Genomic DNA, 25,868 nt, shown 5'->3' on the forward strand with positions numbered 1-25,868 from the left:
GTGGCGGGTTTTTTTTGCTTTCTTTGTTGGAGCAAGCGTTGCCTACATGGGTTCGGGCGGGCCGATGAGGCGGCCCATGACGCCGAACAGGCCCAGGGATTTGATGGCGTCCAGTTCGCCCTGGGTTTCGACCATTTCTGCGATCAGGGGCAGGTCGATGCTGTTGGTGGCGCGGAAAATCGCCTCGATGAACAGGCGTTTGTCGCTGTGTTGGTCAATGCCGCGCAGGTAGCTGCCGTCGATTTTCAGGTATGCCAGGCCCAGTTGGGTGAGGTTGCCAATCTGGCTGAAGCTGCCGCCAAAGTGCTGCAGGCCGATGGCGTAGCCGGTGGCTTGCAGGCTTTTGCTCAAGGCTTGCAACTCGCCCGGGGGCGGCAGTTGGCGCTCGTCGATTTCCAGGGTCAGCAGCGGCGCGAGCTCGGGCTGGGCCTGGAGCAGGTCCAGCACGCTGCGCAGCGAGGCACTGTCGCGCAGGGTACTGCCGCTCAAGCTCAAGGCCAGGGGCCAGGGGTGTTCTGCCAGGTAGTCGAGGGTGTGCCGCAGCATCGCCAGGTCCAGGCGCGACGACCAGCCCAGGCGTTCGATCCAGGGCAGGAACTGCCCGGCGGCGATGGCTTCGCCTTGGGGGGCGAGCAGGCGCGCAAGGACTTTGTGGTGCAGCACTTGGCTGGTGTCGGCGCATTCGACCACCGGTTGGAAGTACAGCTGCATCTTGCCCTGGGTGAGGGCTTCGTCGATCCAGGTGCGCCAGTCCTGCGGGGCCTGGCCTGGGGCGCCATGGAAGTGCTCCAGGTGCGCCCAGGGTTTTTGCGGTTGCTGCTGGGCCTGGGCCAGGGCTTGGTCCAGGTGCAGTAGCACCGTTGGCGCGGTGTCGCCGGGTTGGTAGGCGACCACGCCCAGGTGGGCCACCGGGGTGCAATCACTGGCGCCGGTCAGGCGCAGGTTTTCCAGGGTGGCGCTGAGTTCGCCGGCCAGGCGTGCGGCGTCGCGGCTGTCCAGGCCCGGGGCGAGCAGGCTGAACTCGCCGCCGCGATTGCGCGCCGCCAACCAGTGGCGGCGCTCGGGTTGTTCGAGCAAACGCTTGAGCACCTGGCCGATGCTGCTTATCAAGGCATCGGTGCGCTGCCCGCCCAGGCGCTGGTTGAGCCCGGCCAGGTCATTGACCCGCAGCAGCAGCAAGTGGCCGGCGCGGCTTTGTTCGGTCACCAGCAATTGGTCGGCGAGTTGCTCGTCGAGCAAGCGGCGGTTGGCCAGCCCAGTCAGGCGATCCTGATAAGACTCGGCCCGCAGGGCTTCGCTGCGCGCCGCTTCTTCGGCGAACAGGGCCTTGAGTTTTTCCACCATCTGGTTCATCGCCAGCACCACGCGCTTGAGCTCCGGGGTGCGCGGCAACTGGGGCAGGCTGAGGAACTCGCGTTTGCTGATGGCTTGGGCCTGTTTGACCATGTTGTCCAGCGGCTGTAGCTGTTTGCGCAACAACCAGCCGCCGAACGCCGCGCTAAGCAGGCCACAGGCCAGCAGCCAGGCCAGGCTACCCAGGGCGCTGTCCCACAGGCGCGCCAGGGCGAATTGCGGGTTGCTCAGCACCTCCACCCGCGCCGCTTGCTCCCAACCGCGCATCACCAGTGCATCGCCCCCTTGCGGGCGCAGGCCGACCAGGTTGACGAACCAGGCCGGCACGCCTTCGGCGCTGGCCGCTGTGCTGCGCTCGGCCAGTACTGCGTTGTCGGCGATGTTGACTACGCGGATGCTGGTGAAATAGCCGCTGTCGAAGATCGAACTGACCAGCAATTCGGTCATGGCCGGGTCGTCGATTTCCCGGGTCAGGGTCAGCCCCAGGGCGGTGGCCGCGTCTTGGGCGTGGGCGCGCAACTGGCTGAGCATCTGCCCGCGGGACGCTTCCAGGCTGACAAAAAAACTGCCGCTAAAGGCCACCAGCAAGAACAGGCAAATGGCCAGGAAGAGTTGCTTGAGTAGAGACATGCGGCGCTCCTTTTCGTGCGGTCAGCCATCGCCCACGGCGAAGCCTTCGGCCTGCATTTTTTGCAGCACATCCTGCCAGCGCGAGAGCTTCTTCGAGTCGCTGCTGCGCTTGCCGCCATTGGCGCCGGGCAGGTACAGGCCTTCGGCATTGAAGGCGTAAACCGGTAGCAGATCCTTGCGTTGGGAGGCGGGGCGGATCTCGCCGATCAGGTTGTCCAGCACCAGGGGGTCGGCGGTGGGGTTGGGGTAGTAGGTGAGCACCATGTGCGCCTGGTTTTGGGTCAGGGCCTTGACGTAGGTGATGCGCAGCTTGTCGCTGGCTACCCCCAGTTTGCGCAGGCTGAAGTACTTGGCCAGGGCGTAGTCCTCGCAGTCGCCGGCGCCCTTTAGCAGGGCTTGCACGGGGGTGGCCCAGTAGTCGGTCTGACGCCAGATGCGGCGGTCGTCCTGGAAGGTCAATTGCCGGTTGAAGAAGCGGTTGACCGCGTTCAGTTGTTCGCGCTCCGCTTGCCCGGCCTCGCCTTGCAGCAGGCGGCTCCAGGCTTCGATCCGGGCCTTGCCGGTGCCCAGGCTGCCGTAGCGTTGCTGGGCGGTCTCGAGAATGCGCGAAAAATCCCAGGTGGCCGCCACACTGGCGCTGGCCAGCAGCCAAATCACCACCCACAGCCAGGCACCGAGCCCAAGTCGGGGCGCTGACCATCCTGGACTACGCGCACTTCGGACCATATCGAGCTGCTCGCCTGCAGATGCCTGAAGTCTAGGCGTTATGCAGGCGAAGCGAGGGCAGGTCGTCGGGTGGCTCAGGGCCGTTGCAGGGTTTTCTGGCGCAGGATGTAGAGGCTCACCAGCACTGCGCTGGTCAGCATGAAAGCACGCGCCCAGGGCAGCGGTACCAGGTAGCAGGACAGGCCGATGCTCAGCCACATCAGGCCAATGGCGTAGACCTTGCCCTTGAGCGGGATGCCGTTGCCATCGAGGTAGTCGCGGATCCACGGGCCCAGGCGCGGGTGTTCCACCAGCCATTGGTAGAAGCGCGGGGAACTACGGGCGAAACAACCGGCGGCGAGCAGCAGGAACGGGGTGGTCGGCAGGACTGGCAGGAAGATCCCGACCACCCCCAGCACCACGCTCAGCCAACCGATGGTCAGCAGAACGTAGCGCACGAGCAGGGAGCGGTCGCCTATGGGCGTGGGCGCCACAGGCACGACCTTAGTGGTGGCGGGGCTTGAGGATCGCCGGTTTTTCGTCCGGGGCCTGGCACAACAGGTACAGCGCGGTCAGCGCCTCGGGGATCTGCACGATCATGTCGTCCATCAGGTTGGCATCGCTGGCGATGTCGGAGAACTCTGGCTGCTCATCGAACAGGCCAGAACCGACCATGATCGGCAGGAGCATTTCGCTGACTTCGTCTTCGGCGGTCTCGAACCAGGCTTCTTCACGCAGGAACACGCCTTCCATGAACCCGATGCACCAGCCGCGCAGTTCGGAGTCGTCCGGATCGTCGCCCAGGTCCAGGTCGCACGGCAGCTCGAACTCTTCGTCGGCGGCCAGTTGGCGGGCGATGTGGGCCTTGAGCTGGATCAGCGTGGCTTCGATCATTTCGCGCTCGGCGTCGTCGGCGTAGTGCGGTTCTTCGGAGAACAGGGCGTCGATCCATTCACGGTCCGGCACTTCTTCGGCACAGATCGACAGGGCGGTCAGATAGCCGTGGGCGGCCACGTAGTCCAGCGCCTCGTCATGCAGCTCGTCGGCGTCGAGGAAGACTTGCAGGCGGGTTAGTTGCTCAGCGAAGGACATTAAGGGCTACCTTGGGGAATAAACGATGCTGAATTCTAGGCCTTCTTGCGGCCCCAGGCCAGCCGCCGCGCCGATTTGCCCGGTAATGCCTGCGGGCGCCTATTCGCAGGCGGCGCCCTGCGCCTGGGAGCGCTCGGGTATACTGCCGCGTTTTGCAATGCCCTGCGGGTGTGGTTGAGGGGGGCGGACACGTCCGCTTACCGATTGGCCCAGGAAGAATCGCTCGTTTTGAGCCAGCCTGCCCCAGGGATATTCGGCGATATTTGGAGTTTTTCATGCTCGAACAGGCTCAACGCGTCCTCAAGGACATCTTCGGCTACGACAGTTTTCGCGGTCGCCAGGGTGCAATCATTGAGCGCGTGGCCAGTGGTGGCGATGCGTTGGTGCTGATGCCCACCGGCGGCGGCAAGTCGCTGTGCTTCCAAGTGCCGGCGCTGTTGCGCGAAGGCCTGGCGGTGGTGGTTTCGCCGCTGATCGCGTTGATGGACGACCAGGTGGCGACCCTCGAAGAACTGGGTGTGGCCGCCGCCGCCCTGAACTCGACCCTGAGCGCCGAGCAGCAGCGCGAGCTGGCGGCGCGCATCCGCCGTGGCGAAGTGAAAATGCTCTACCTGGCCCCCGAGCGCCTGGTGCAGCCGCGGATGCTGGCGTTCCTGCAGAACCTCGATATCGCCCTGTTTGCCATCGACGAAGCCCACTGCGTGTCGCAATGGGGCCACGACTTCCGCCCCGAATACCTGCAATTGGGGCAGTTGGCCGAGTTGTTCCCCAACGTGCCGCGCATCGCCCTGACCGCCACCGCCGACAAGCGCACCCGTGAAGAAATTGTCACGCGCCTGCACCTGCAAAACGCCGAGCGTTTTCTGTCGAGCTTCGACCGGCCGAACATTTTCTACCGCATCGTGCCCAAGGAGCAGGCGCGCAAGCAGTTGCTCGCGTTCCTCGGCGAGCGGCGCAGCGACGCCGGCATCGTTTACTGCCTATCGCGCAAGAAAGTCGACGAAGTGGCGGCCTTCCTCTGCGACCAGGGCTTTCCGGCGTTGCCTTATCATGCCGGGCTGCCCAGCGAAACCCGGGCGGCGAACCAGAAGCGCTTTCTCAATGAAGAAGGCCTCATCATGGTCGCCACCATCGCCTTCGGCATGGGCATCGACAAATCCAACGTGCGCTTCGTCGCCCACATGGACCTGCCCAAGTCCTTGGAGGCGTACTACCAGGAAACCGGCCGGGCCGGCCGTGATGGCTTGCCGGCAGATGCCTGGATGGTCTACGGCCTGCAAGACGTGGTGATGCTCAAGCAGATGCTGCAAAACTCCGAAGGCGACGAACGCCACAAGCGCTTGGAGCAGCACAAGCTCGACGCCATGCTGGCCCTGTGCGAGGAAACCCGCTGCCGCCGTCAGACGTTGCTGGCGTACTTCGACGAAGACATGCCGCAACCCTGCGGGCACTGCGATAACTGTGTCGATGGGGTACAGACCTGGGACGCTACCGAGCCGGCGCGCCAAGCCCTTTCCGCGATCTACCGCACCGGCCAGCGCTATGGCGTCGGCCACTTGGTGGACGTGCTGCTGGGCAAGGACAACGAAAAAGTCCGCAGTTTCGGCCATCAGCATCTATCGGTGTATGGCGTCGGCAAGGCCCGCAGCGAAGGTGAATGGCGGTCATTGTTCCGGCAGTTGGTGGCGCGTGGTCTGGCGGATATCGACCTAGAAGGCTACGGCGGCTTGCGCTTGAGCGACAGTTGCCGGCCCCTGCTCAAGGGCGAAGTGACCCTGGAACTGCGCCGCGACCTCAAGCCGCAAACCACCACCAAGACCAGCACCAGCCAGGCCAGCCAACTGGTGCGCGGCGAAGAGCGCGAGCAATGGGAGGCGTTGCGCGCCCTGCGGCGCAAACTGGCCGAGGAGCATGGCGTGCCGCCCTATGTCATCTTCCCGGACTCGACCCTGCTAGAAATGCTGCGCAGCCAGCCCACCTCCCTGGCGGACATGGCCCGGGTCAGCGGTGTCGGCGCACGCAAGCTGGAGCGTTATGGCGAAGCCTTCCTGCAAGTGCTGGGCGGCGCGGCCGAGGCGCCTGCGGTGGTCGCCGACATTCGCCACGAACTCATCACCCTGGCCCGCGCCGGGATGACGCCGACCCAGATCGCCGGGCAATTGCAGTGCTCGGAGAAAAACGTCTACACCTTGCTGGCCGAGGCCATCGGCAAGCAGCAGTTGAGCCTGGAGCAAGCGCTGGATCTGCCGGAAGACCTGCTGGGGGAAATCCAGGACGCTTTCCTCGACGGCGAGGGCGAGCTGCCCCCCGCGGCCGAGGTGATGGCGCTGTTTGCCGGGCGCGTGCCAGAGGGCGTGCTGTACTGCGTGCGGGCCGCGTTGCAGTCGGAGTTCGAGGTTTAAAACACCTTATAACCAAGATGTAACGATTCAGTACATACCCGACCTTGCCTCGGCTCGGAGGGCATGCTTAGCTGACTAATTATTAGTTTCTATTAATTTCAGTCAGATCATGAGTGTTCTATGCCGTTAACCGATCAACACCGTTTTGGCATGCAGTTGGCGCAGATGTCCCGGGGCTGGCGCGCCGAGTTGGACCGCCGCCTCGCGGGCCTGGGGCTGTCCCAGGCCCGTTGGCTGGTGCTACTGCACTTGGCGCGTTTCGAGGAAGCGCCCACCCAGCGCGAGTTGGCGCAGAGCGTGGGTGTTGAAGGGCCGACCCTGGCGCGGCTGCTCGACAGCCTGGAAAGCCAGGGCCTGGTGCAGCGTCAGGCAGTGGTAGAAGACCGCCGTGCCAAGAAGATTGTCCTCTGCGCCAGCGCACGCCCCCTGATCGAGCAGATTGAAACCATCGCCACCGCGTTGCGCCACGAGCTGTTTGTGGGCGTCAACGAAGAAGACCTGGCCGTGTGCATGCGCGTGCACGGCCATATCCTGGGCAACCTGGAAAAATCCTGAGGTTATGTGAGCGCGAGCTCTTGTCCTGGAGGCGGTACGCACGCAGCCGTATCACCTCAGCGAAAGCGCATTCGCTCGAGAACGGGTTTGCCGCACATTTCGTGCTTAATCACAGCGGCGATGTGCAATAGAACCAGCAGTGCCAGTAACCCACAGGCCCAAATATGCAGGGTAAAAAACTGAGTGATGAGTACCCGGTCTTTCAAGGGGTGAGGAACCTGGAATAGTCCAAAGACGTTGATCGCCTGATCCATCATTAAGAACCCCGTCAGCATTACTGTGGCGGTGGTGAAATGAATCAGCATGTGGATACTCGATGCCAGATAATCGGCAAATTTTCGGTGCAAGCCTTTCATCTGGCGATAATAGGCCTGCGTCGCATATAGCCTGGCAATGAAAAAAGGCAAATACACCGTTGTCAGTGAAATGTTAATAAATGACACCCATTCTTTTAATGTCGCCGAGACATTGAATAGCGATACATAAAAGCCACTTGTAAGCGCCCAGATAATCACCGCGGCCGACAGCCAGTGCAGAAATTTATGCACGCGTGAGTACTGCGGTTTACTCATGCTTTGATCCCCGATCGTTAGTAAATAGATGTCGCTTGCGCGGATACTTGTGCGCGATAAGTGCTCATTAGTTTTATGCGCAAGTCATGGTGTTAATGGGTGAGGGGATTCTGTATGAGGAAAATGATCTGGCCTACAGTAAGCATCTTCAGAATTTGTAGGTTGTTTCGTAGATTTTATTCAGAGGTGTGTGGCCTATATGTGGGGGATGTGTTTTCGGTGTCCCATTCCCGGGCGAGCGCAAACATAGCCAACTGAAATTAGGGAGGCTGTTCGGGTTTACGGTCGGCGGCGATTCCTGGAAAACGCTCGCGGGGGTAGTGCCTCGCCGCAGGTCACGCGGCGAGGGGGGCACGGCTATGGAGTGGGGAAGATTGCGGCAGTACAGCGCCTAGAACGTTTGCCCCAGGTTCAAGTAGAGGGCTTGCTGGTCATCATCGTTAAAGCCATAACTGAAATTCAACGGCCCCAGCGGCGTATCGAAACCCAGGAAAACACTGGCAGCATTGATGTAGCCGCTGTCGAACTCGTTGTCGTTGTTCCACGCTCGGCCCCGTTCCAGGGACGCGCCCAGGTACAGCGGGAAGTCCAGGGGCAGGTAGGCCCTGGGTGTGAGGCGTCGGTAGTAGACGGCGCGGGCGAGGCTGATGTTCTGCCCCGATAGCGCGTCCTGGCGAAAGCCCGACAACTGCCGCGCACCGCCCAACTGGAAGCTGGAAATCACCACCTCGGCGTCATCCAGGGTGCGCCCGTAGCGCCCGCCGAGGATGAAGGTGTTCGGCCCGCTGCTCAGGGCTTTGTCGAACTTGATTTCCCATTGGCGATAACGCTGGTCCGAGCCCAGTTCCGGCTCGTATTGGCGAAAGGCCACGCCCACATCCTTGCCCGCATGGGGGAAGTAGACGTTGTCCAGCGAGTCGTAGGAATACTTGAGTTCGTAGAAGGCTTCAGTGAAGTCCTCGCTAGGTTGGTCGTGGTCGCCGATGCGCACGTCTGCCTTGCCCCAGGTTTCGCCGACGCCAAAGCGCAGTTCGCCGTTGTTGCCGATCTGGCGGCCCAGGTTCAGGCCAAAGCCGTAGCGCTCGAGGCGATATTGGGCGATGGGGTCGTTGTCGAGTACCGCGTCGACGTTGCGCGATTCCATACCGGCATAGGGCGCGACGAAGTAGCGCGAGCCCACGTCCAGCGGCTGGTAGAACTCGCTGTACAGTTCCTGTTCGTTGCCGATCTGCACCCGGGTCAGCCATTCGGCGCCGAGGCGGTTGATGCCGTTGACGCGGTAGCTGGCGCCGATGTTGTAGGCGCTGTCGCCACGCATGTCATCGGACAGGTTGATGCCCAGGCGCAGGTAGTCGGTGCCGCTGCGCTTGCCCCGGGCGCTGATGACCAGGGTCTGTTGCTTGCCCTTGTGCGCCACACGGTATTGCACCTGCTCGAAGTAATCGAGGCCGTACAGGGTGCCCATGTCGCTTTGCAGGCGCCCCAGGTCCAGGGGTTGGCCAAGCTGCTGGCGGATGTAGTAGCGGATCACGTCGTCGCCGACCTTGGAATCGTTTTCGATCTTGATCGCGGTGATGACCGGCGTGCGCTGGCTCGGCGTGCGTGCGGCCACCAATTCGGCGTCCATGCCTTCCTTGGGCCGCAGGCCGGCCAGGCGTGCGTCGAGAATGCGCGTGGCGCGGTAGCCGGCGTCGATCATGTCCTGGGCACGGCCGAAGTCGGTGACGCCGAAACTGGCCAGTGACGGCTGGATCAGTACGTCCTCGGGGCGTAGGGCGGCCAGTTGTTCCTCGGAGTTGCGCCGGGTCATCAGGGTGATCGACTGGTTGAGTACATCCACCACCGTGGCCAGCTGTTTGCGGCTGCGCAGCGGGGTGCCGATGTCGACGACGATGGCCAGGTCCACGCCCATCTCCCGGGCGACGTCCAGGGGAATGTTGTCGGTCATGCCGCCGTCCACCAGCAGCCGCCCGTCCAGCTCCACCGGAGCGAATACAGCCGGGATCGACATGCTGGCGCGGATCACCTGGGGTAAATGGCCTTTGCGGAACACCACTTTTTCGCCGCTGGCGATGTCGGTGGCTACGGCGCGGAAGGGGATCGGCAGTTTGTCGAAGTCCCGGGTGTCGCTGGCGTGGGCGAGCATGCTTTCGAGCAGCAGCGCCAGGTTCTGGCCCTGGATCACCCCCAGGGGCAGGCCCAGGCTGCCGTCGTCGCGGAAACTGAGTTTTTGTTTGACCAGGAAGTCGCGGTCATCTTGCTTGCGGCGAAACGGCACGTCCTCACGCGGCGGGGCGTCGGACAGGGCCTGTTGCCAGTCGATGTTGAGGGCCAGTTTTTCCAGCTCGTCGATCTTGTAGCCGGAGGCGTAGAGCCCGCCGATCACCGCGCCCATGCTGGTGCCGGCAATGGCGTCGATCTTGATGCCTTGCTCTTCCAGGGCCTTGAGCACGCCGATGTGGGCCAACCCGCGGGCGGCACCGCCGGACAGCACCAGGCCGACTTTGGGCCGCGGCGCTTCGCCGGCGTGCAGGATCACGGGCAATAGGCACAAGAACAGGCAAGACAGCAGACGGCGCATCACGGGACTCGGGCTGGGCGAAAAAAGGCGGCTATTATAGCGGCCCATCGCGTCCAGGAGACTTCTCGAACATGAGCGCCCAAAAACCGCACATCGTCATTACTTACTGCACCCAATGCCAATGGCTGCTGCGCGCTGCATGGCTGGCCCAGGAGTTGCTCAGCACCTTTGGCGACGACCTGGGAATGGTATCCCTGGTGCCGGGCACGGGCGGGGTGTTTCACATCCAGTGCGATGGCGTGCAGATCTGGGAGCGCAAGGTGGATGGCGGGTTCCCGCAGGCTCAGGTGCTCAAGCAACGGCTGCGCGACCAGATCGACCCCGAACGCGACCTGGGGCACAACGAAGCCAAGGTCTGAAGGGGGCGCGGCAGGGCCTTGGCTGGCCGTGCCGCGCACCTTTACTTGGGCGCGAGTTTGGACTTGATAAGGCCCACGACGAAGGTCAGCACCGCGCCGCCGATACCGCCGCCGGCGATGCTGCTGATGATGGCGGGTAGGTCCAGCGCGCCGCCGGCGGTGGCCGCCGTAGGCTCGCCGGTGATGGCGGCCAGGATCTGCCCCAGCACCACACCGCCCACGCCGCCGACGACGGAGTTGAGCGCCGGGCCCATGCCTTGTTTGCTCATGCCGGCCACGTTGCCGCCGATCACACCGCTGATGATCTGAATAATCAGGCTGACGATATCCATAGAAAACCCCTTGTAGAGCGTTGATGGAGGACGACTCGCATCCAGCTACTTCAAGGGGTGGCGCCGCTGTATCGAGCTGTCGGTATCCGGAGAACGACGGCGAACTGTTGCGGATGCCTGGAGTATAGGTATAGCAAAGTGCCTGCGCCAATCAGGTGGCGGCGGCCCCGCGTTTGCCCGGCCCTGCGGCGCTTTGGCGGCTGGAAATGACGATAGCGACTACGATCACCGCGCCGCCGATCAGCATGCGCAGGGTGGGATTTTCGCCAAACAGCAGCCAGGCCACGGTGATGCCGTACACCGGCTCCATGGCGAACACTACGGCCGCGGTGCGCGCCTTGACCACCGTGAGGCTGGCGACGAACAGGCTATGGGCCAGCCCTGTGCAAAAAACTCCGAGCAGACCGATCCACAGCCAGTCAAGTGCACGCACCTGGGGCAACTGAGGCGCGGCGAAGGGCAGCAGGCACAGGGCGACCACCAGGTTTTGCCACAGTGCGGCCTGCACCGCCGGCACCTTGCCGGAGCCGGCGCGGTTGGTCAGCGACAGCAGGGCGAACAGCAGGCCCGAAGCCACGGCCCAGAGCAACCCGGCAGTGGCTTCGCTGGCAAGGTCAAAGGCCGGGGTGACCAGCACCAGGCCCACGCTCACTGCCAGCACCAGGAACAGTTCATTGGCGCGGATCCGCTCGCGGAAAATCAGCCCTTCAAGCAGCACAGTAAAAGCCGGGAAACTGGCAAAGCCTAAGGTTGCAATCGCCACGCCGGCCACCTTCACGGCAATGAAAAAACTCACCCAGTGCCCGGCCAGCAGCAGGCCACCGAGGGCCAGGCGCAAGCCGTCGGCCAGGGTGAGCCGATGCCAGCGGGTCTGGCGGGCGAAACTGGCGAAGCAGGCCAGGGCCGCCACGGCAAACGCGGCCCGGCCAAAGGTGATGACGGCGGGGGAGGCGGCGGCGAGTTTGCCCAGCACGCCGGTCAGGCCGAACATCAGTGCGCCAATGTGCAGGGCGCCAAGGGCGGTACGCGGCGTCATTGCAATCCTTACCGGGGGCGGAGCGACAGGGCGGCCATTCTAGAGCCTCGCACCGTTGCCGTCTGTCGCCATTGCGGGTTTTTTTGGCCAGGGGTTAAGGCCATGGCGCGCTGTCATCGCCGTGCCGCATTTCTGTCATGGGCGCTTCACCGCCCGGGTGCAAGCTCGCGAAAACTAGCCCGGAGCCTGCCCATGACCAGTGCCGAACGTGCCAGACCCAGCCGTAAACAGCGGGTGCGCACCCTGTGGATCTCCGATGTGCACCTGGGTACCCGCGATTGCCAGGCCGAGCACCTGTCGCAATTCCTCAAGGGCTACCACGCCGACCGGGTGTACCTGGTGGGCGACATTATCGACGGCTGGAAACTGCGCAGCGGCATGTACTGGCCCCAGGCCCACACTAACGTGATCCGCCGCCTGCTGACCATGAGCAAGCGCGGCACCGAAGTGATCTACGTCACCGGCAACCACGACGAATTTCTGCGCCGCTATTCCAAGCTGATCCTGGGCAACATCCAGTTGGTGGATGAGGCGGTGCACGTGACCGCCGACGGGCGCCACTTGCTGGTGATCCACGGCGATCAGTTCGACGTGATTACCCGCTATCACCGCTGGCTGGCGTTTTTGGGCGACTCGGCCTACGAATTCACCCTGACCCTCAACCGCTGGCTCAACCATTGGCGCGCCCACTATGGCTACGGCTACTGGTCGCTGTCGGCGTACCTCAAGCACAAGGTGAAAACGGCTGTCAGTTTTATCAGTGACTTCGAAGAAGCCATCGCCCACGAATGCACCAAACGGGGCCTGCACGGGGTGGTGTGCGGGCACATCCACCATGCCGAGATGCGTAAGGTCGGCGAGGTGGATTACCTCAATTGCGGGGATTGGGTGGAGTCCTGCACGGCGTTGATCGAACACTGGGACGGCTCGATTGAATTGTTCCGCCTCGCCGACGCCCAGGCCCGGGCGGCGCAGTTGCTGGCCCAAGCGCTGGAAGAAGCCCAGCCGAGCTAGAAAGGCACCTTGCCCAGGATCATGTCGCGGTACATCACGAAATCCCCCAGCAGGCTGTAGAACGGGTGCTGAAAGGTGGCGGGGCGGTTCTTCTCGAAGAAAAAATGGCCGACCCAGGCAAAGCCGTACCCCGCCACCGGCACGGCCAGCAGCCAGGGCCAGGCACCCTTGCCGATGACAAACGCCAGAATCACGATCACCAGGGTGGTGCCGATAAAATGCAGGCGCCGGCAGGTGCTGTTGCCGTGCTCCCTGAGGTAGTACGGGTAAAAATCCTTGAAGCTATTGAAATGCTTGGTGTTTTCCACGGTCGGCGTCTCTGCGGTTATTGTTCTGATTGCCAGATGCTCGGCGGGTAGCCTGAATGAGTCTAGAGTCATCGGGGGCTGTGGCCAGTGACAATGGGCGCCACTTTAGTATCCTTGCAAATCCGCCGCATCCGGCGGTTCACCTGTCATAAGTTAAGCAAACACCATGAGTGAACGAACGACCTCTGCAAGCTGGGCGATGGGAATTGTCAAAGCGCTGGAAATGGACGGCCTGGATTGTCGTGTGCTCTTCAAGCAATTGGGGCTCGATTACGCCGCGCTGGACGACCCGGACGCGCGCTTTCCCCAGGACTCGATGACGCGCCTGTGGCAGCGGGCGGTGGAGTTGTCGGGCAACCCGGCGATCGGCTTGAACATGGGCAAGGTGGTGCGCCCGGCGTCTTTTCATGTGGCCGGCTATGCATTGATGTCCAGCCAAACCCTGGCCGAAGGCTTTCAGCGTTTGGTGCGGTACCAGCGAATCATTGCCGAAAGCGCCGACTTGAGCTTCCGACTTTTACCCGAAGGCTATGCCCTGATTCTGACGGTGCACGGCGATCACCTGCCGCCGACCCGGCAAAGCGCCGAAGCCTCGCTGGCCTGTGCCCTGGCGCTGTGCGGTTGGTTGACCGGGCGCAGCCTGCAACCGCGTAAGGTCATGCTGCAAGGCGACCAGCCGCTGAACCAAGAGCCTTACAAACAAGCCTTCCATGCGCCGCTGGTGTTCAACGCGCCTTACGACGCGCTGATTTTCGAGCGCGCCGACATGGAAGCGCCGCTGCCCACCGCCAACGAGGCCATGGCCCTGCTCCACGACCGTTTTGCCGGGGAATACCTGGCGCGGTTTTCCGAGAGCCGGGTGACCCACAAGGCCCGTCAGGTGCTGTGCCGCTTGCTGCCCCAAGGCGAGCCCAAGCGCGACGCGGTGGCGCAGACGCTGCATCTGTCCCAGCGCACTTTGCAGCGGCGTTTGCAGGAGGAGGGCACCAGTTTCCAGACGTTGCTCGACGATACCCGCCGTGAACTGGCCGAGCAGTACCTGGCGCAGCCGCGCATGACTTTGCTGGAAATTGCCTACCTGTTGGGCTTTGCCGACCCGAGTAACTTCTTTAGAGCGTTCAGGCGTTGGTTCGACGTCACGCCCGGCGAGTACCGGGCGCGGTTGACAGGCACGCCCGAGGCGATCAATGACGCCAGAACGCCGGAATACACAGCACGAACACCGTGATGATCTCTAACCGGCCCAGCAGCATGCCCAGGGATAGGATCCACTTGGCGGCGTCCGGCAAGGTGGCGAAGTTGCCCGCCGGGCCGATGGTCTCGCCCAGGCCCGGGCCTACGCCGGACACGGTGCTGGCAGCGCCGGTCAGGGCGGTCATCCAGTCCACGCCCAGCAGCGAAAGGGCCAGGGCGATCACGCAGATGGTGATGGCGAAGAAGAACGAGAAGGTCAGGATCGAACGCACGATCTCTTCGTCGAGGCGATGGCCGTTGTACTTCTGCTTGATGACCGCCCGTGGATGAATCAGTTGATTCAAGTTGGCCTTGAGCAGGATGTAGGCCACCTGGAAGCGGAAAATCTTGATCCCGCCGGCCGTCGATCCCGAACAGCCGCCGATGAAGCCCAGGTAGAAGAACAACATCAGTGAGAAATTGCCCCACAGGCTGTAGTCGCCCAGGGCGAAACCGGTGGTGGTAACCACCGAGGTTACGTTCAGCGCCACGTGGCGCAGGGCGTCGAGCCAATGCAGTTGGGTGGTCCACCAGTACCAGGTGCCGAGCACCAACCAAGTAGCCAGCAGCAGTGCCAGCAGGCCCTGCACCTGTTGGTCCTTGATAAGCGCCCGGCGATGGCCGCGCAGGGTGGCCACGTACAGGGTGAAGGGCAGGCTGCCGAGGATCATCACCACAATCGCCACCCAGTGCACCGCCGGTTGGCTCCACTTGGCCAGGGACTGGTCGGAGGTGGAAAACCCGCCCGTGGAAATCGCCGACATCGCGTGGTTGATCGCGTCGAACAGGCTCATCCCCGCCCACCAGAACGCCAGGCTGCCGAGGATGGTGATGCCCACGTAGGTGGCAACGATCAGCCGCGCCACCATGTGCGAGCGCGGCATGACCTTCTCCGAGCGGTCCGAGGACTCGGTCTGGAACAGGCGCATGCCGCCGATGCGCAGCAGCGGCAGGATCGCCACCGCCATGCCGATAAAGCCGATGCCGCCCAACCAGTGCAGCAGCGAGCGCCAGATCAGGATGCCCGGCGACATGTCGTCCAGGCCGCTGAGCACGGTGGCGCCGGTGGCGGTGATGCCGGACATGCTCTCGAAGAAGGAGTCGGTGTAGCTGATGTGCTGGGTCAGCAGGAACGGCAGCGCGGCGAACACACACACCACCACCCAACTGCTCACCGTCAGCAGGTACATGTCCCGCGGGCGCAGGTGCACATGCTCGGGGCGCCCGGGGATCACCAGCGCCAGGCCGGCGAGGAAGGTAATCAGGCTGGCCCACAGGAACGAGGGCAGTTCGCGGGTGCGCTCGAAGAACACCAGTGTCGCCATGGGCACGACCATGGCGACGGCCAGGGTAATCAGGAAGATGCCGATAATGAAACCGATGATGCGTAGGGTCGGCAACGCCATGAAGTGGGCTCGGGCTGGTGGGCAAGGGCGCCATTCTACCTGCGGGGCGAGGCATGTAAACCGGCACCTTGCGCGGCGTTGCCGCTAGAATGGCGGCACATTTTTCTCAGGAGGTGGCCGATGCAGGCTCTCGACGCTTTGCTCAACCGTGTTTCCGTACCGCGCCTGCTCGACCCGGCGCCCAGCGCCGCCCAGCGCGAAGTGCTGTTTGCCGCGGCGTTGCGGGCGCCGGACCACGGCCAATTGCGGCCGTGGCGCTTTTTGACCGTCGAGGGCGCGGCCCGCGAGCAGATGGGCGAATTGCTGGCCCAGGCCGCGTTGCTCAACGACCCCCAAGCCTCCGAAGCGGTGCTGGACAAGGCCCGCAAAGGCCCGTTGCGCGCGCCTTTGGTGGTGGTGGTCGTGGCGCGCCTGCAAGAGCACTTCAAGGTGCCTAAGGCCGAGCAACTGTTGGCGGCCGGTTGCGCGGCCCATGGCATTCTGCTGGCGGCTTATGCCCAAGGCATTGGCGCGGTGTGGCGTACCGGCGAGTTGTGCTACTCGCCCCACGTCGCCCAAGGCCTGGGCCTGGCGCAAGGGGAAGAAGTGATCGCATTCCTGTACCTGGGCACCCCGCAGAACGAACCGCGTGTGGCGCCCAAGGTAGACGTCGCGCCATTCGTCAGTGCCTGGTCGGGCCGTTCCGACACCTGAACCCCTTGGGAGCCTTCGTGGGAGCGAGCCTGCTCGCGATGACGGTCGTTGGGCCGGTGGCTGTGCCTGGCCCATCGCGGGCGGGCCCGCTCCTACACCGGGCTTAGTGCAGGCCCCATTCAGGGTTGGCCGGCGGCCTTGGGTGTGAGAGGCAGTTCCAGGCTGGCGACAAAGCCGCCCTCTGGGTGGTTGGCCAGGACCAGGCTGCCGCCATGGCGCTCTGCCGCCCGGCGTGCGATGGCCAGCCCCAGGCCATGGCCGGCCGCGGTCTGCCCCGGCGCGCGGTAGAAGGGCTCGCCCAACTGGCTCAAGTGCTCGTCGGCCACGCCTGGGCCGTGATCGCGCACACTGATGACGATTTTCTCGCCCTCGCGCCATGCGCTCATCTCGATCGGTTGCCCGGCCGGGTTGAAGCGCTGGGCGTTGCGCAGCAAGTTATCCACAGCTCGCTCGATCATGGTGGGCCACCCCTTGAGCTGCAATGGCGACGGCGCCTGTAACTGCACGTTGGCGTCGACGGTGTTGAACTGCGCTTCTTTTTGCAGGGTGGCGAGCAGGGCGCTGAGGTCGATATCTTCGGCGCTGGCGTTGTCGGCATCGACCCGCGCCAGAACCAGGATTTCGCTGATTAAGGCTTCCAGGCGATCGCATTCGCGGGTCAGGCGCGGCCAGAGTTTTTCCCGCTCCTGGGGGCTGGCCCGCTCCGCTAGGGCCAGGGCGATGCGCAGCCGTGCCAGGGGCGAGCGCAGTTCATGGGATACGTCGCGCAGCAGTTGGCGCTGGCTGCCGATCAGGCTTTGCAGGCGTGCGCCCATGCGGTTGAAGTCGTTGGCCAACACGCCGAATTCATCGCGCCGGTTGGCCAGGCGCGCCAGGCTGTTTTGCTGATACGTGGTCTGGCCCAGGTCATGCACGGCGCCGCGCAAGCGGCTCAAGGGGCGGGTGATGGACAGGGTCACCAGCAGGCTGAACAACGTCAGCACCACCAATGCAATCCCCAGGGCACTGAGGGGCCAGAGCAGGCTTTCGCGATGCCAGGCGTCGAGTTCCGGGTGGGCGATGCGGTAGATCAGCAGGTAGGTGTCGCCGGTGGAGGGGCTGGTGTATTCGGTGGTCAGGCGCCGCCAGGGTAGGTTGCGGTCGTTGTGGTCATTCTGGCGGGCTTCGAACGCCGCCGCGCGGCGCGGGAAAGTGCCATGCACCACCGGCTCGCCGCTTTCGTTGAGTACCTGAACGTCAATGCGATAGCGCCGCTTGCGGTTTTCCAGCAGGCGTTGGGCGGCGTCCTCGCCCTGCGTTTCGTAAACCTGGGTCCACTTCTGGGCCAGGGTGCTCAGGCCCGGGTGGCGGCTGAGAATCCAGGCGTCCTGGTTGAGCATGTGCCCCAATGCGATGGATAACCCTGCGACCAGGGCAATAGCCAGCCAGAAGCTGGCAAGGATGCGCCAAAACAGTGATCGCACGGGGTGTCCTCAAGCAGAGAAAGCCCGATGGCGGGGACCATCGGGCTCTGGGGGGCTGTGTCGCCAGGGAGGTCAGCCGACGTGGCTGGCCGACCCGGTGGCGGGTTATTGCGCCTTTTGCGCTTGCTGAGCTTTCCAGGCCTTGAACTGGGCCCATTCGGCGCGGCGCTCGGTTTGCTTCTTCTGGATATCGTCGAACTGCTTCTGCTGTTCAGGCTTGAGCAGGCCACGAATCGCCGTGTCGGTTTTCTGGTGGGTGGCGGCCAATTGGTCCTTGAGGGCCTTTTGCTCGGCGGCCGGGAGTTTTTCCAGGTAGGTGTCGACCAGTTGCTTGCGTTCGCGCATTTGCTCGCCCATCAACTTGCCGATCTGCTGGCGCTGTTCGCGGCTCAGGTCCAGTTCGCTGTAGGGGCCTTTGCCGTGCATCTGGCCGCCGTGGCGCGGGCCGTCATGGCCGGTCATCGGGCCTGCGCCTTCAGGCATGGCCATGGCAACGGTGGGCAGGGCCGCGGCGAACATCAGAGCGATCAGGGTCTTGCGCATGGTGTATCTCCTTGTCTCGTTCCCGGTCAGTTCCGGATGTCTGCAGATTACGCAGATCAAGGTCAGCGGCGGTCAGGGCAAGGTAAAGATAGGGTAAAGAGGAGGGCAAGGGGTAAGCGGCAAGCTTCAAGCTGAAAGAGGGAGAGGTCATGCTTTTACTTGCCGCTCCCAACTTGTCGCTCAAGGGCTGTAATAGTAGCCGCGGCTGCGCAGGGCGACGATGCGCGGGCGGCCGTCGGCGTGGGGGCCGATTTTTTTGCGCAGGTTGCTCACGTGCATGTCCAGGCTGCGGTCATAGAGGGTCAGTTTGCGGCCCAGGGCGATCTGCGCCAGTTCCTGTTTGTCCAGCGGTTCGCCCGGTTGCTTGAGCAAGGCTTCGAGCAGACGGCTTTCAGAGAGGGTCAGGGTGAACTCCTGAGCGTCGATGTTGACCACGCCACGCACGGGGCTGAAGCATAGGTCGCCCAACTCCATCTGGCTGGACACGGCGGCGGGGTGGCTGCGGCGCAGCACGGCACGCAGGCGTGCGGTAAGTTCGCGGGGGTCGCAGGGCTTGGCCAGGTAGTCGTCGGCGCCCAGTTCCAGGCCGAGGATGCGGTCCAGGGGTTCGCCGCGGGCCGAGAGCATCAGCACCGGCAGCTCGGGGTGGTCGTGGCGCAGTTGCTTGAGCAACTCCAGGCCGCTGCCGTCGGGCAGCATCACGTCCAGCACGACGGCGGCCGGGGCGGTCTCGGCCAATGCCGCGCGGGCGCTCAGGCCATCATGGCAGGCGCGTACCGCAAAGCCTTCCTGGCTGAGCCAGCTCGACAGCAGTTCGCACAGCTCCTGGTCATCGTCAATCAGTAACAGGTCGCTCATGACTCACTCAATTTAGCCATTGTCGGCGTTGTCTACGCCCGCCACTGGCGAAGATACCGCACAGCAACGCCAACAGCGCTACGCCGCCGCCCGTGACGAACCACTGCTGCTGATCGGTCAGCAGGCGCGGGCCGGCATTGGCCTGCAACTCTTTGAGTTGCAGCTTCAGGCGCTGGTTCTCTTGGCGCAGGCGGGCGAGTTGGGCGCTTTCGCGCTCGCCATCGGCTCGTTGCAGTTGGATGTTCAGCTCATCGCGCAGCCGTTCGCTTTCTTTCAAACGCTGCTGCAACTCGGTGATCTGGGCGCCGGCGCTCAGGGACAGGGGCGTTGAATTGCCCGCATCCGTACCGGGTTCGGCTTGGGCGTAAGCCCCGATCGACAACGTGACCAACAGCAGACACAACGGACTTAAGCGCATCGGAACTCCTGATTCCAAACGAGTGTTGGGCAGGTTGTCGGCCGCGGAACGAGAATAATGAGCGATTGAGAGGCCGATGAGCCCATAAGGTTCATCGGCCAGTGTTTTTTTACGGCAGCACTTGCTTGAACGGTTTGACCGTAACGCTGGCGTAGACGCCTGCGCTGATGTACGGGTCGGCGTCCGCCCAGGCCTGGGCCGCGCTCAGGGAATCGAACTGGGCCACGATCAGGCTGCCGGTGAACCCGGCGGCGCCGGGGTCATTGCTGTCCACGGCCGGGTTGGGCCCGGCCAGTACCACGCGGCCTTCGGCCTTGAGCTGTTGCAGCCGTTCCAGGTGGGCGGGGCGGGCAGCGAGGCGGTTTTCCAGGGAGTTGGCGACGTCGGTGGCAACGATGGCGTAGAGCATGTCAGTCCTCGGTTTTTGGCGTGGTGGGGTCGGCGTCATGCAGGTGGCGCGACAGGTAGATGCCCTGGCCGACCAGGAACAGCACGGTCATGCCCAGGCTGCCGAACACCTTGAAATCGACCCAGATGCTCTGGAAGGTGAACGCGACGAACAGGTTGGCCGCGCCGCAGAACAGGAAGAATGCGATCCAGGCCAGGTTCAGGCGCACCCAGACTGGCTCCGGCAGGGTCAGCGCGTGGCCCATGATGCGTTTGATAAGCAGGCGGTCGCCGATGAAATGGCTGCCGGCAAAGGCCAGCGCGAACAGCCAGTTGACCACCGGCGCCTTCCATTTGAGGAAGGTTTCGCTGTGGAAGGCCAGGGTCAGGCTCCCGAACACCAGGCAGGCGATCAGGGTCAGCCATTGGCTTTTTTCCAGTTTGCGTTGGGAGATGAACAGCGCGCCGTAGACCACCAGGGAACTGACGATCAGCATGGCCGTGGCGCTGTAGATGCCACCGACCGTCAGCTCATGGCCGGCGATATCGACGACCCGTGGGTCGATTTTGTAGACGATGAAAAACAGGAGCAGCGGGATGAAGTCGATGAATTGTTTCACAGTGGCAGCCAGAAGCAGGATGTGGCGGCATAATAACAAACATCCATGACAGCGATAGCGCTGGCTAATTTAAGGTTGAACCCTCCCGTGAATGTTGATTTGCACTGCCATAGCACGGCCTCCGATGGCGCATTGGCGCCTGAAGTTCTGGTGGCGCGTGCCTTTGAAAAAGGCGTGCGAGTGCTGGCCCTGACCGACCACGACACCCTCGAAGGCCTGCACGAGGCCCGTGTGGCGGCCCAGGCGTTGGGCATGCAACTGGTCAACGGCGTTGAGCTGTCGTGCACCTGGGGCGGTGCCACCATCCACATTTTGGGCTACGGCTTTGACGTCGATGCGCCGCCGCTGGTGGACGCCATTGCCCAGTTGCACGACGGCCGCTGGCTGCGTTCCGAAGAGATCAGCCGCAAGCTCGCGCTTAAGGGCATGCCCGGTGCGCTCGACGGCGCCCGCGCGATCCAGCAGGAAGTGGGCGACAGCGGCAATGCCCCGGCCCGCCCGCATTTCGCCGACTGGATGGTGCGTGAAGGTTTCGTCAAGGATCGCGCCGAAGCGTTCCGCAAGTGGCTCGGCGCCGGTAAGCTGGGGGACGTCAAGCAGCACTGGCCGACCCTGGAGGATACCGTCGCGACCCTGCGTGCCGCCGGCGCCTGGGTCAGCCTGGCCCACCCCTGGCATTACGATTTCACCCGTAGCAAGCGCCGCAAGTTGATTGGCGACTATATTCAAGCGGGCGGCCACGCGATCGAAGTGGTCAATGGCCATCAGCCTGCCGAACAAGTGGGCAGCCTGGCCATCCTGGCCCGCGAGTTTGGCCTGCTGGTCAGCGCCGGCAGTGATTTCCATGGCCCTGGGGGCTGGTCGGAGATTGGGGAGTACCGTCCGCTGCCAGACGATCTGCCACTGCTTTGGTCCCGTTTCAAACATGAGCCAGCCGTTATCGCCGTCTGAACAGGTAGACAATGTGAGTCAATTTTTCCAGATTCATCCGGAAAACCCGCAAGCGCGCCTGATAAAACAGGCGGTGGAGATCATCCGCAAGGGCGGTGTGGTCATCTATCCAACCGATTCTTCCTACGCCATTGGCTGCCAGATCGGCGACAAGAACGCCGTGGAGCGGGTGCGGCGCTTGCGCCAATTGGACGATAAGCACAACTTTGCGCTGATCTGCTGCGATCTGTCGCAATTGGGCTTGTTCGCCAAGATCGATACCGGCACCTTTCGCCTGCTCAAGGCTCACACGCCAGGGCCCTATACCTTCATTCTCAACGCCACCCGGGAAGTGCCGCGCCTGTTGCTGCACCCGAAAAAACGCACCATCGGCCTGCGCGTGCCCAGCCACCCCATTGCCCTGGCGCTGCTGGCGGAACTGGGTGAGCCGCTGATGAGCGTGACCCTGATCCTGCCCGGCGAGACCGAGCCCCTGGAAGACCCCTACGAAATGCGCCAACTCCTGGAAAAACAGGTCGACCTGATTATCGACGGCGGTTTCGGCGGCAATAAGGCTTCTACCGTCATCAACCTGGCCGACGGCGAGCCCGAGGTGATCCGCGTCGGTTGCGGCGACCCGGCGCCGTTTTTGGTCGAGGCCTAGATGTCGGCGGCGGAAACTGTCGATAGCCAGGCCGGCGCCCAGCAGGAACTGCCGTTCGCCATGGTGTACGGCCAGGCTGTTCTGGAAATGCCCCTGGACCTGTACATCCCGCCCGATGCCCTGGAGGTGTTCCTCGACGCCTTCGAGGGGCCACTGGACTTGCTGCTGTACCTGATCCGCAAGCAGAACATCAACATCCTCGACATCCCCGTGGCGGAAATCACCCGCCAGTACATGGGCTATGTCGAACTGATGCAGTCGGTGCGCCTGGAACTGGCCGCCGAGTACCTGGTAATGGCCGCCATGCTGGCGGAGATCAAGTCACGCATGCTGCTGCCGCGCTCGGCCGAAGTGGAGGCCGAGGAAGACGACCCCCGCGCCGAACTGATCCGCCGCTTGCAGGAATACGAGCGCTTCAAGGCCGCCGCCGAAGGCATCGATGGCCTCAGCCGGGTCGGCCGCGACGTGGTGGTGCCCAAGCTCGACGCACCCGAGGCGCGGGCGCGTAAGCTGCTGCCGGACGTCAGCCTGGAGGAGCTGCTGATGTCCATGGCCGAAGTGCTGCGCCGTGGCGATATGTTTGAAAGCCACCAGGTCAGCCGCGAGGCGCTGTCCACCCGCGAGCGCATGAGCGATGTGCTCGAACGCCTCAAGGGCGGCGGTTTCGTGCCCTTTGTCGAGCTGTTCACCGCCGAGGAAGGGCGCCTGGGTGTGGTGGTGACCTTTATGGCGGTGCTTGAACTGGTCAAGGAATCCCTGGTCGAGCTGGTGCAGAATGACGCCTTTGCACCCATCCATGTGCGGGCGCGAGCCGAATAACGAGCCAAATCCATGAACCTGAACGAACCCCGCGAGCTGGCGCCCCTGCTTGAAGCCTTTCTGCTGGCCTCGGGAAAACCCCAATCCCTGGAACGCCTGTTCGAGCTGTTTGAAGAGGGCGAACGGCCCGAGCCGCCGGTATTCAAGAAAGCCCTGACCCTGCTGGCCAAGTCCTGCGAGGGGCGTGCCTTCGAGCTTAAAGAGGTGGCCTCGGGCTATCGCTTGCAGATCCGCGAGAAATTCTCGCCCTGGGTCGGCCGCTTGTGGGAAGAGCGGCCGCAGCGTTACTCGCGGGCGATGCTGGAAACCATGGCGCTGATCGCTTATCGCCAGCCGATCACCCGGGGCGAAATCGAGGACGTGCGCGGCGTGGCGGTCAACAGCCACATCGTCAAGACCTTGCTGGAGCGCGAGTGGATCCGCATCGTCGGCTACCGCGACGTGCCCGGTAAACCGGCGATGTTCGCCACCACCAAGGGCTTTCTCGACCACTTCAACCTGAAGAACCTCGACGACCTGCCGCCCCTGGCCGAGCTGCGCGAGTTGGAGCCCGAGCCGGTCCTGGACTTCGACGACGCCCCTGTGCCCCAGGCCCTGCAGGCCTTGGCCGACGCCAGCGCCGAGGCGGACGAGCCCAAGGACGAAACCAGTTTCCACACCCTGCTGCTGGAACTGGACTCGATGGAAGAGGGGATCAAGACCGATTTCGACGACTTGCTGCGCGATGGCGCGGGCGAGGCGCAGGCCGAGGTGGACGTGGCTGAAGTTGAACGTCCGGCCCCGGCCCAAACGCCACAGGCGCAGGAAGACGACGTGCTGGGCGTGGCTCAGGCCCGGGAACAACTCCTGGCCGCCGTCGCCGCCCTGGAGCAACCCAAACCCCAGCTGAGCGACGAAGAAGCCGAAGCCTTGGCGCTGGCCGAAGCTATCGAAAACGAACGACGCCAGTTCGACGACGAATGACCCCCCCATGACCTCAACCAAAGACCCGTGCATCAGCGTCTGCAAGTTCAGCGACGATATCTGCGTGGGCTGCGGGCGTAGCAAGCGGGAAATCAAGGCCTGGAAGAAACTCGACAAGGCCGGCAAACGCGCGATCCTCGCCGACGCCGCGCTGCGTCTGCTGGCCCTCAAGGCCACCGGCCGGCGGAAAAGCAAATAAGCCGGCGCTTATCCACTAGTCTGTGATGCGCATAGGCCTGCATGGGCGTATGATTCGCGACCCTTTGGCGATCCCTTCGCCAGACGACCAGATTCCAACGCTTCAGGCCAGGCCTGAACAGACCACACCGGGAGGTGCCCAGATGAGTATCAACGACCAGAAAGACGACCAGGAAATCGGCCCCGCAGGCGAAAAACTGCAGAAGGTATTGGCCCGTATCGGCGTCGGTTCGCGCCGCGACGTCGAAGCCTGGATCAGCCACGGCCGCATCAAGGTCAACGGCAAAGACGCCACCCTGGGGCTGCGCGTTGACATGCACGACGCCATCACCATCGACGGCAAAGTCATCAAGCGCGAAGAGGCGGCCGAGTCAGTGCGCCGCGTCATCATGTACAACAAGCCCGATGGCGAGATCTGCACCCGCGACGATCCGGAAGGCCGCCCGACGGTGTTCGACAAGATGCCGCGCCCTAAAGAAGGCCGCTGGATCAACATCGGTCGCCTCGACATCAACACCACGGGCCTGTTGATGTTCACCACCGACGGTGAGCTGGCCAACCGCCTGATGCACCCCTCCTATGAGATGGACCGTGAGTACGCGGTGCGTGTGCGTGGTGAAGTCGACGACGAGATGATCGAACGCCTGAAGGCGGGCGTGGTGCTCGAAGACGGCCCGGCCAAGTTCACCGACATCAAGCAAGCGCCGGGTGGCGAAGGCTTCAACCACTGGTACCACTGCGTGGTGATGGAAGGCCGCAACCGTGAAGTGCGGCGCCTGTGGGAATCCCAGGGCCTGGTGGTCAGCCGCCTCAAGCGCGTGCGTTTCGGCCCGGTGTTCCTCAACTCCGACCTGCCGATGGGCCGCTGGCGCGAAATGAGCCAGTACGAGGTGGACATCCTCGCCGCCGAAGTGGGCCTGACCCCCGTGGCCATGCCGCAGATGAACGCCAAGAGCAAAGACAAGCTTGAGCGGATGCAGCGTAAGTCGTCCCGCCCGGTGGGCAAGAGCGAGCGTGTGCGCACGCTGCGCCCGGTGGCCGGAACGCCGGCGACTGGGCCACGCCCAAGCCGCGAGCCGCAGATCGAAGGCGAGCGGCCGGCCCGCAAGCCCGCGCCACGCCAGGACGGCGAACGCGCACCACGCCCAGCCAAGGGCCGCGGTGCCCCGGCAACCGGGCGCGGCACGCCGGTGGCCGATCGTCCCGCCGACACCAAACGCCCGGCCAAGCCAGGTGCCAAGCGCCCGGGCATTGCCCTGGTCGACCGCGACGCACCGTCCGGCAAGCGCCGCGGCGCACCGGCAGGCTCCGGCCAGCGCCCGGGGTTTGGGCGTAAGAAGCCTTGAGGGCAGCGGCTAGGGTTTAGCGGCAAGCGGCAAGAGAGAGCGCCAACCTTTGGGTTGGCGTTTTTTTTTGGGCTGGCGCAATGGCTTTTGCCAGCCAGATATGTTCTCCGGTGGAGCACTTCCCCTTTGTGGGCTGGGTCCGGGCGGCGATCCGACGTTGGCGCTGGTATACCCGGCAGTGATATTGGCCGAACTGGCGCCATCGCGAGCAGGCTCGCTCCCACGGGTGTGGGCGATGGAAAGTTATCGTGACGCCCCGTAAAGGCTGCTTGACGAAGCTCCCCGCGCTGCCAGGTCGCTGCGGCATTTGCGCGCAGCTGTAAGCAAAAGCTGCCAGATATGACCTTCAGTAAAGTTCCGCGCCGCTCGGGCGTGCTTGTTTCACCGG

General features: G+C 63.6%; 28 protein-coding genes. 12 read left to right on the forward strand and 16 right to left on the reverse strand.

Annotation, left to right across the window (positions count from 1 at the left end; genetic code table 11):
• Positions 1 to 42: 42 nt before the first annotated feature.
• The 4 genes from lapD to AC19YT_RS13715 form a co-directional block, all read right to left on the reverse strand.
• Positions 43 to 1,983 carry a cyclic di-GMP receptor LapD gene (gene lapD, locus AC19YT_RS13700; protein ID WP_500610454.1) on the reverse strand — a complete coding sequence of 647 codons (1,941 nt, stop codon included), beginning with the start codon at positions 1,981 to 1,983 and terminating at the stop codon, positions 43 to 45.
• Positions 1,984 to 2,004: 21 nt separating this feature from the next.
• Entirely contained in the window at positions 2,005 to 2,709 is a 705-nt protein-coding gene (lapG, locus tag AC19YT_RS13705; protein WP_095107361.1) for a cysteine protease LapG, read from the reverse strand.
• A gap of 74 nt (positions 2,710 to 2,783) precedes the next feature.
• Positions 2,784 to 3,182, reverse strand: a complete 399-nt coding sequence (locus tag AC19YT_RS13710; RefSeq protein WP_176465045.1) for a YbaN family protein — start codon at positions 3,180 to 3,182, stop codon at positions 2,784 to 2,786.
• Positions 3,183 to 3,192: 10 nt separating this feature from the next.
• Positions 3,193 to 3,780 carry a UPF0149 family protein gene (locus AC19YT_RS13715; protein WP_095107363.1) on the reverse strand — a complete coding sequence of 196 codons (588 nt, stop codon included), beginning with the start codon at positions 3,778 to 3,780 and terminating at the stop codon, positions 3,193 to 3,195.
• A gap of 275 nt (positions 3,781 to 4,055) precedes the next feature.
• Here AC19YT_RS13715 and recQ point away from each other — a divergent pair, with 275 nt between their 5' ends.
• A complete protein-coding gene (gene recQ, locus AC19YT_RS13720; RefSeq protein ID WP_500610455.1) occupies positions 4,056 to 6,182 on the forward strand; it encodes a DNA helicase RecQ in 2,127 nt (708 codons plus the stop codon).
• Between the two features lie 120 nt (positions 6,183 to 6,302).
• Positions 6,303 to 6,737: a MarR family transcriptional regulator gene (locus AC19YT_RS13725; RefSeq protein WP_095107365.1), complete on the forward strand. Its 435-nt coding sequence runs from the start codon at positions 6,303 to 6,305 to the stop codon at positions 6,735 to 6,737.
• A gap of 56 nt (positions 6,738 to 6,793) precedes the next feature.
• Here AC19YT_RS13725 and AC19YT_RS13730 read toward each other — a convergent pair whose 3' ends face one another.
• Together AC19YT_RS13730 and AC19YT_RS13735 are read right to left on the reverse strand one after the other, a co-directional pair.
• Complete coding sequence (locus tag AC19YT_RS13730; protein WP_095107366.1) at positions 6,794 to 7,309, reverse strand: cytochrome b; 516 nt, start codon at positions 7,307 to 7,309, stop codon at positions 6,794 to 6,796.
• 391 nt (positions 7,310 to 7,700) lie between these two features.
• Entirely contained in the window at positions 7,701 to 9,890 is a 2,190-nt protein-coding gene (locus tag AC19YT_RS13735) for a patatin-like phospholipase family protein (RefSeq protein WP_095107367.1), read from the reverse strand.
• Between the two features lie 71 nt (positions 9,891 to 9,961).
• Between AC19YT_RS13735 and AC19YT_RS13740 the strand changes: the two genes are divergently transcribed.
• Positions 9,962 to 10,249, forward strand: coding sequence for an Rdx family protein (locus AC19YT_RS13740; RefSeq protein ID WP_500596936.1), 288 nt, complete (start codon positions 9,962 to 9,964; stop codon positions 10,247 to 10,249).
• Between the two features lie 41 nt (positions 10,250 to 10,290).
• On the opposite strand, the gene AC19YT_RS13745 is transcribed toward AC19YT_RS13740, so the two are convergent.
• Together AC19YT_RS13745 and AC19YT_RS13750 are read right to left on the reverse strand one after the other, a co-directional pair.
• A complete protein-coding gene (locus AC19YT_RS13745) occupies positions 10,291 to 10,581 on the reverse strand; it encodes a hypothetical protein (protein WP_095107369.1) in 291 nt (96 codons plus the stop codon).
• A 151-nt stretch (positions 10,582 to 10,732) separates the two neighbouring features.
• Positions 10,733 to 11,617 (reverse strand): DMT family transporter, encoded by an 885-nt coding sequence (locus AC19YT_RS13750; RefSeq protein ID WP_095107370.1) that lies wholly within the window; start codon positions 11,615 to 11,617, stop codon positions 10,733 to 10,735.
• Between the two features lie 192 nt (positions 11,618 to 11,809).
• On the opposite strand from AC19YT_RS13750, the gene AC19YT_RS13755 reads away from it, so the two are divergent.
• Positions 11,810 to 12,631 (forward strand): UDP-2,3-diacylglucosamine diphosphatase, encoded by an 822-nt coding sequence (locus AC19YT_RS13755; protein WP_095107371.1) that lies wholly within the window; start codon positions 11,810 to 11,812, stop codon positions 12,629 to 12,631.
• On the opposite strand, the gene AC19YT_RS13760 is transcribed toward AC19YT_RS13755, so the two are convergent.
• Positions 12,628 to 12,939 carry an Mpo1-like protein gene (locus AC19YT_RS13760; RefSeq protein WP_095107372.1) on the reverse strand — a complete coding sequence of 104 codons (312 nt, stop codon included), beginning with the start codon at positions 12,937 to 12,939 and terminating at the stop codon, positions 12,628 to 12,630. The genes AC19YT_RS13755 and AC19YT_RS13760 overlap by 4 nt on opposite strands.
• Before the next feature lie 166 nt (positions 12,940 to 13,105).
• Between AC19YT_RS13760 and AC19YT_RS13765 the strand changes: the two genes are divergently transcribed.
• Positions 13,106 to 14,167, forward strand: coding sequence for an AraC family transcriptional regulator (locus AC19YT_RS13765; protein WP_095107373.1), 1,062 nt, complete (start codon positions 13,106 to 13,108; stop codon positions 14,165 to 14,167).
• On the opposite strand, the gene AC19YT_RS13770 is transcribed toward AC19YT_RS13765, so the two are convergent.
• A complete protein-coding gene (locus tag AC19YT_RS13770; RefSeq protein WP_095107374.1) occupies positions 14,124 to 15,578 on the reverse strand; it encodes a TrkH family potassium uptake protein in 1,455 nt (484 codons plus the stop codon). The genes AC19YT_RS13765 and AC19YT_RS13770 overlap by 44 nt on opposite strands.
• 120 nt (positions 15,579 to 15,698) lie before the next feature.
• Here AC19YT_RS13770 and AC19YT_RS13775 point away from each other — a divergent pair, with 120 nt between their 5' ends.
• On the forward strand, positions 15,699 to 16,271 hold the full coding sequence (locus AC19YT_RS13775; protein WP_500610456.1) for a nitroreductase family protein: 573 nt from the start codon (positions 15,699 to 15,701) through the stop codon (positions 16,269 to 16,271).
• Between the two features lie 119 nt (positions 16,272 to 16,390).
• Here AC19YT_RS13775 and AC19YT_RS13780 read toward each other — a convergent pair whose 3' ends face one another.
• From AC19YT_RS13780 to AC19YT_RS13805, 6 genes are all read right to left on the reverse strand, one after another.
• Positions 16,391 to 17,734 carry a sensor histidine kinase gene (locus AC19YT_RS13780; RefSeq protein ID WP_500596944.1) on the reverse strand — a complete coding sequence of 448 codons (1,344 nt, stop codon included), beginning with the start codon at positions 17,732 to 17,734 and terminating at the stop codon, positions 16,391 to 16,393.
• Positions 17,735 to 17,839: 105 nt separating this feature from the next.
• Positions 17,840 to 18,277: an LTXXQ domain protein gene (locus AC19YT_RS13785; protein ID WP_500610457.1), complete on the reverse strand. Its 438-nt coding sequence runs from the start codon at positions 18,275 to 18,277 to the stop codon at positions 17,840 to 17,842.
• 180 nt (positions 18,278 to 18,457) lie between these two features.
• Complete coding sequence (locus AC19YT_RS13790; protein ID WP_500610458.1) at positions 18,458 to 19,135, reverse strand: response regulator transcription factor; 678 nt, start codon at positions 19,133 to 19,135, stop codon at positions 18,458 to 18,460.
• Between the two features lie 7 nt (positions 19,136 to 19,142).
• The gene (locus AC19YT_RS13795; protein WP_500596948.1) at positions 19,143 to 19,553 is read right to left on the reverse strand and encodes an SH3 domain-containing protein; all 411 of its coding nucleotides are present in this window, start codon (positions 19,551 to 19,553) and stop codon (positions 19,143 to 19,145) included.
• A gap of 109 nt (positions 19,554 to 19,662) precedes the next feature.
• Positions 19,663 to 19,962 carry a YciI family protein gene (locus AC19YT_RS13800; protein WP_095107380.1) on the reverse strand — a complete coding sequence of 100 codons (300 nt, stop codon included), beginning with the start codon at positions 19,960 to 19,962 and terminating at the stop codon, positions 19,663 to 19,665.
• Position 19,963: 1 nt separating this feature from the next.
• Complete coding sequence (locus tag AC19YT_RS13805) at positions 19,964 to 20,560, reverse strand: septation protein A (protein ID WP_095107381.1); 597 nt, start codon at positions 20,558 to 20,560, stop codon at positions 19,964 to 19,966.
• A gap of 87 nt (positions 20,561 to 20,647) precedes the next feature.
• Between AC19YT_RS13805 and AC19YT_RS13810 the strand changes: the two genes are divergently transcribed.
• The 6 genes from AC19YT_RS13810 (at position 20,648) to rluB (ending at position 25,480) form a co-directional block, all read left to right on the forward strand.
• Positions 20,648 to 21,511 (forward strand): PHP domain-containing protein, encoded by an 864-nt coding sequence (locus AC19YT_RS13810; protein ID WP_500610459.1) that lies wholly within the window; start codon positions 20,648 to 20,650, stop codon positions 21,509 to 21,511.
• Positions 21,512 to 21,524: 13 nt separating this feature from the next.
• On the forward strand, positions 21,525 to 22,154 hold the full coding sequence (locus AC19YT_RS13815) for an L-threonylcarbamoyladenylate synthase (RefSeq protein ID WP_095107383.1): 630 nt from the start codon (positions 21,525 to 21,527) through the stop codon (positions 22,152 to 22,154).
• Entirely contained in the window at positions 22,155 to 22,973 is an 819-nt protein-coding gene (locus tag AC19YT_RS13820) for a segregation and condensation protein A (protein WP_095107384.1), read from the forward strand. It abuts the gene before it with no gap.
• Between the two features lie 12 nt (positions 22,974 to 22,985).
• The gene (gene scpB, locus AC19YT_RS13825; RefSeq protein ID WP_500610460.1) at positions 22,986 to 23,936 is read left to right on the forward strand and encodes an SMC-Scp complex subunit ScpB; all 951 of its coding nucleotides are present in this window, start codon (positions 22,986 to 22,988) and stop codon (positions 23,934 to 23,936) included.
• Between the two features lie 7 nt (positions 23,937 to 23,943).
• The gene (locus tag AC19YT_RS13830) at positions 23,944 to 24,135 is read left to right on the forward strand and encodes a DUF1289 domain-containing protein (protein ID WP_500596952.1); all 192 of its coding nucleotides are present in this window, start codon (positions 23,944 to 23,946) and stop codon (positions 24,133 to 24,135) included.
• Between the two features lie 142 nt (positions 24,136 to 24,277).
• Positions 24,278 to 25,480, forward strand: coding sequence for a 23S rRNA pseudouridine(2605) synthase RluB (gene rluB, locus AC19YT_RS13835; RefSeq protein ID WP_095107387.1), 1,203 nt, complete (start codon positions 24,278 to 24,280; stop codon positions 25,478 to 25,480).
• Positions 25,481 to 25,868: the final 388 nt, after the last annotated feature.

This window comes from Pseudomonas sp. MF08875 (assembly GCF_059862525.1).

Excerpts from the sequence above, each read along its gene's own strand:
- lapD (WP_500610454.1), bottom strand. The coding sequence starts at position 1,983 with ATGTCTCTACTCAAGCAACTCTTCCTGGCCATTTGCCTGTTCTTGCTG.
- lapG (WP_095107361.1), bottom strand. The coding sequence starts at position 2,709 with ATGGTCCGAAGTGCGCGTAGTCCAGGATGGTCAGCGCCCCGACTTGGG.
- AC19YT_RS13715 (WP_095107363.1), bottom strand. The coding sequence starts at position 3,780 with ATGTCCTTCGCTGAGCAACTAACCCGCCTGCAAGTCTTCCTCGACGCC.
- recQ (WP_500610455.1), top strand. The coding sequence starts at position 4,056 with ATGCTCGAACAGGCTCAACGCGTCCTCAAGGACATCTTCGGCTACGAC.
- AC19YT_RS13725 (WP_095107365.1), top strand. The coding sequence starts at position 6,303 with ATGCCGTTAACCGATCAACACCGTTTTGGCATGCAGTTGGCGCAGATG.
- AC19YT_RS13730 (WP_095107366.1), bottom strand. The coding sequence starts at position 7,309 with ATGAGTAAACCGCAGTACTCACGCGTGCATAAATTTCTGCACTGGCTG.
- AC19YT_RS13735 (WP_095107367.1), bottom strand. The coding sequence starts at position 9,890 with ATGCGCCGTCTGCTGTCTTGCCTGTTCTTGTGCCTATTGCCCGTGATC.
- AC19YT_RS13740 (WP_500596936.1), top strand. The coding sequence starts at position 9,962 with ATGAGCGCCCAAAAACCGCACATCGTCATTACTTACTGCACCCAATGC.
- AC19YT_RS13745 (WP_095107369.1), bottom strand. The coding sequence starts at position 10,581 with ATGGATATCGTCAGCCTGATTATTCAGATCATCAGCGGTGTGATCGGC.
- AC19YT_RS13750 (WP_095107370.1), bottom strand. The coding sequence starts at position 11,617 with ATGACGCCGCGTACCGCCCTTGGCGCCCTGCACATTGGCGCACTGATG.
- AC19YT_RS13755 (WP_095107371.1), top strand. The coding sequence starts at position 11,810 with ATGACCAGTGCCGAACGTGCCAGACCCAGCCGTAAACAGCGGGTGCGC.
- AC19YT_RS13765 (WP_095107373.1), top strand. The coding sequence starts at position 13,106 with ATGAGTGAACGAACGACCTCTGCAAGCTGGGCGATGGGAATTGTCAAA.
- AC19YT_RS13770 (WP_095107374.1), bottom strand. The coding sequence starts at position 15,578 with ATGGCGTTGCCGACCCTACGCATCATCGGTTTCATTATCGGCATCTTC.
- AC19YT_RS13775 (WP_500610456.1), top strand. The coding sequence starts at position 15,699 with ATGCAGGCTCTCGACGCTTTGCTCAACCGTGTTTCCGTACCGCGCCTG.
- AC19YT_RS13785 (WP_500610457.1), bottom strand. The coding sequence starts at position 18,277 with ATGCGCAAGACCCTGATCGCTCTGATGTTCGCCGCGGCCCTGCCCACC.
- AC19YT_RS13790 (WP_500610458.1), bottom strand. The coding sequence starts at position 19,135 with ATGAGCGACCTGTTACTGATTGACGATGACCAGGAGCTGTGCGAACTG.
- AC19YT_RS13795 (WP_500596948.1), bottom strand. The coding sequence starts at position 19,553 with ATGCGCTTAAGTCCGTTGTGTCTGCTGTTGGTCACGTTGTCGATCGGG.
- AC19YT_RS13800 (WP_095107380.1), bottom strand. The coding sequence starts at position 19,962 with ATGCTCTACGCCATCGTTGCCACCGACGTCGCCAACTCCCTGGAAAAC.
- AC19YT_RS13820 (WP_095107384.1), top strand. The coding sequence starts at position 22,155 with ATGTCGGCGGCGGAAACTGTCGATAGCCAGGCCGGCGCCCAGCAGGAA.
- scpB (WP_500610460.1), top strand. The coding sequence starts at position 22,986 with ATGAACCTGAACGAACCCCGCGAGCTGGCGCCCCTGCTTGAAGCCTTT.
- AC19YT_RS13830 (WP_500596952.1), top strand. The coding sequence starts at position 23,944 with ATGACCTCAACCAAAGACCCGTGCATCAGCGTCTGCAAGTTCAGCGAC.
- rluB (WP_095107387.1), top strand. The coding sequence starts at position 24,278 with ATGAGTATCAACGACCAGAAAGACGACCAGGAAATCGGCCCCGCAGGC.